Origin of the sequence: Corallococcus sp. CA041A, from assembly GCF_003612075.1 — a bacterium.
Classification (GTDB): Bacteria; Myxococcota; Myxococcia; order Myxococcales; family Myxococcaceae; genus Corallococcus; species Corallococcus exiguus.
The window spans coordinates 1-2,462 of record NZ_RAWF01000492.1; the positions used below are offsets into that span (position 1 = coordinate 1).

Annotated in this window: 5 protein-coding genes; 2 read left to right on the forward strand and 3 right to left on the reverse strand. The window is 70.5% G+C overall.

Translation table 11 applies throughout. The features are described from left to right. Nucleotides 1–150 precede the first annotated feature (150 nt). Nucleotides 151–669, forward strand: coding sequence for a hypothetical protein (locus D7V77_RS41490; protein ID WP_199733989.1), 519 nt, complete (start codon nucleotides 151–153; stop codon nucleotides 667–669). Between the two features lie 51 nt (nucleotides 670–720). Here D7V77_RS41490 and D7V77_RS41495 read toward each other — a convergent pair whose 3' ends face one another. The 3 genes from D7V77_RS41495 to D7V77_RS41510 are packed head-to-tail and all read right to left on the reverse strand — an operon-like array spanning nucleotide 721 to nucleotide 1,996. Next, complete coding sequence (locus tag D7V77_RS41495; RefSeq protein ID WP_172811589.1) at nucleotides 721–1,383, reverse strand: hypothetical protein; 663 nt, start codon at nucleotides 1,381–1,383, stop codon at nucleotides 721–723. Continuing rightward, nucleotides 1,380–1,691, reverse strand: a complete 312-nt coding sequence (locus D7V77_RS41500; protein WP_120581667.1) for a DUF1844 domain-containing protein — start codon at nucleotides 1,689–1,691, stop codon at nucleotides 1,380–1,382. The genes D7V77_RS41495 and D7V77_RS41500 overlap by 4 nt, the downstream gene beginning before the upstream one ends. After that, nucleotides 1,688–1,996, reverse strand: a complete 309-nt coding sequence (locus D7V77_RS41510; protein ID WP_199733990.1) for a hypothetical protein — start codon at nucleotides 1,994–1,996, stop codon at nucleotides 1,688–1,690. Before D7V77_RS41510 ends, D7V77_RS41500 begins: the two co-directional genes overlap by 4 nt. Nucleotides 1,997–2,089: 93 nt before the next feature. Between D7V77_RS41510 and D7V77_RS41515 the strand changes: the two genes are divergently transcribed. Beyond that, the coding region (locus D7V77_RS41515; RefSeq protein ID WP_199733991.1) for a thiamine phosphate synthase at nucleotides 2,090–2,462 on the forward strand (373 nt) is incomplete at its 3' end.

Genomic DNA, 2,462 nt, shown 5'->3' on the forward strand with positions numbered 1-2,462 from the left:
CGGAAAGGTGTATAAGAGACGGGGGGGGGTCGGTTATAGGCGGCGCCCATCCTCGGGGGCTTCACTCTGGACGCGCACGGCGGCTATCTCGTTCGACTCGACACCTTCTCCGGGTTGGCGCTCGTGCGTCTGGCCCGGGAGGCCCTGTCGATGGACAGCGTCCCGGCCGCCACGGCGCTGCGCGTCACCATCAACCGCCGCCGCAAGGTGGTGCGCCTGGCCTTCCTGGGGCCCTTCTCCCAGGGTCGGCAGGGTGCCCACTGGTACGCGGCGCACCACGCCCTGGCCCGCCTCCTGTCCGCCGCCGCCAACGCCACCGTGCACGCCTACGTGTACGACGCGGACGAGGGCGAGGAAGTCATCGCCTACGGCAACGGCCGCCGGGTGGGTGGGGAGAAGGGGGTGTACGAGGACGCGGAGCTGCCGTGTCCCCTGGAGGAGCTGGACGACGAGGCCTTCGCCCGCCTCCAGTCCCGCTGGCCCATGGGGCACCTGGCGTACGTGTTCGGCCTGACCCGGGACGAGCTCCTGCGCATCCCCCAGGCCCCGCTGGCCCGCGTGCTGCCCCTGGAGGGCACGGCCGCCGGCTCTGAAGCGGACGCGATGGCCGCCCTGGAGGCGCTGCTCCTGGGGCCCGCGCTGCCCCGCGCGGAGACGGACGCGAGCTGAAGCAGCACGGACGGCCTTTTGGCGCCGCGCCGCGTCAGTCCCACCCGGACTTCAGGGGTCTTCGGTCGGCCCGTCGAGCGTGACGATGGCGTCCCGCACGCCCTCGCTGCGGAAGTACTGGGCGAGCAGGGCGAAGCCGCCGGCGACGAGCACCGTGGGGAGCACCGCGCTGAGGGTCATCAGGGACGGGACGAGCGCGTAGAGCTGCTGCGCCGTGGCCGGGTCCTTGAACTCCGGCAGGCCCTTGAGCCCCTCCACCATGGCCTGGCTGGTGTGGCGGGCCACGACGGTCCACTGGGCCCCGTCGATGGTGCGCATCAGCGCGGCGAAGATGCCCGCGCCGCCGAGCAGCTGCCGGAAGCCATCCCGGGGGACGCCGTCGGGGGAGCGCAGCATGCGGCTGGAGGCGAAGAAGAGCAGGGTGCAGGCCACCGTCAGCCCGGTCAGCACCAGGGCGCGGGACTCGCGCATGGGGGAGAGCGCGGACAGCTGCGCCTCCATGATGGCCTGGGTGACGGCGGGGTCCTTGCCCAGCAGGGCAAGGGTGGGGGTGTGCTCCCGCTGCGCTTCGCGGTGGGCCTCGAAGTTCATCATGACGGAGGCCTCGCTGCAGGCGAGGAACCCCGTCAGGGTGGAGAGCATCAGGCACAGCCCGGCGGCGATCCGCACGCCCCGGGGCAATCCCCCCGGGCGGGTGACTTCACGAGGCTTCACTTCCGGCTTGCCTCCACGTAGCGCATGCGAAGGTCGGACAGGAGGTTGTCCACCAGCTTCTCCTCCTCCGCGGTGAGGTTGCCGCGCGTCTTCTCGCGGAGCATCGCCAGGAGGTCCAGGTTCTGCCGGGCCGAAGGCAGGTCCTTCTCCAGGCGGCCCGTCTCCGGGTTCGGCGCCCCACCCAGGTGGATGAGGACGGCGGAGCCCAGTCCGACAATGAAGGTGCTGAACGACAGGGACTCCTCGGAGGCGGGGCTCGCATCCCCCGTCATCACGAAGGTCTCACCCCGCTTCTCCGAAGGGCTCATTCGGACGCCTTGTCCTCTTCGCCAGCAGGCTCGTCCGCCTCGTCCGACTCGTCCTCGTCCGACTCGTCCTCGTCCGACTCATCCTCGTCGGAGGCGTCGTCGTCCGTATCCTCGTCGTCGTCCTCGTCATCGAAGTCGTCGTCGATGTCGCCATCCATCAGCGTCTCGATGGGGACGGACTTGTCGGCCACGTCCGGCAGCTCCTCGAGGTGCTTCTTGTACGCGTCCTCGTCCACCTGGCCGCTGCGCTGGTAGCGGTCGGCGGTGCGCTTGTCGAGGTGCTTCGGGTTGATGCCATCAGCCATGATTCAAATCCTCGGAATTGCTTGGAAAACAGCGCGGCACCTTATAGCAGGAGGGGCGCCTGTCAACGCTGGTGTCCCCAGGCCCGGAAACCGATGAACGTCTCGCCCCGCCCCCCGCTTCCCCAAGGCCCGTACCTGCTGTGCGACGACAGCATCCGCCCGGAGTTGCCCCTGGTGGACAAGGCCGGACAGCTGCTTCAGGGCGGTGCCCGGATGCTCCAGCTGCGCATGAAACACACCCCTCCCCGGGAGGCACTGGCGGCGGCCCGAGCGGTGGTGGCCCTGTGCCGGCGGGCGGGCGCGGTGTGCCTCATCAACGACCGGGTGGACCTGGCGCTCCTGTCGGACGCGCACGGGGTGCACGTGGGGGACGAGGACCTGCCTCCGGAGGCGGCGCGGGAGCTGTTGGGGCCTGGCCGGTACGTGGGTGTGACGGCTCATCCTCGTCGGAGGCGTGGTCGTCCGT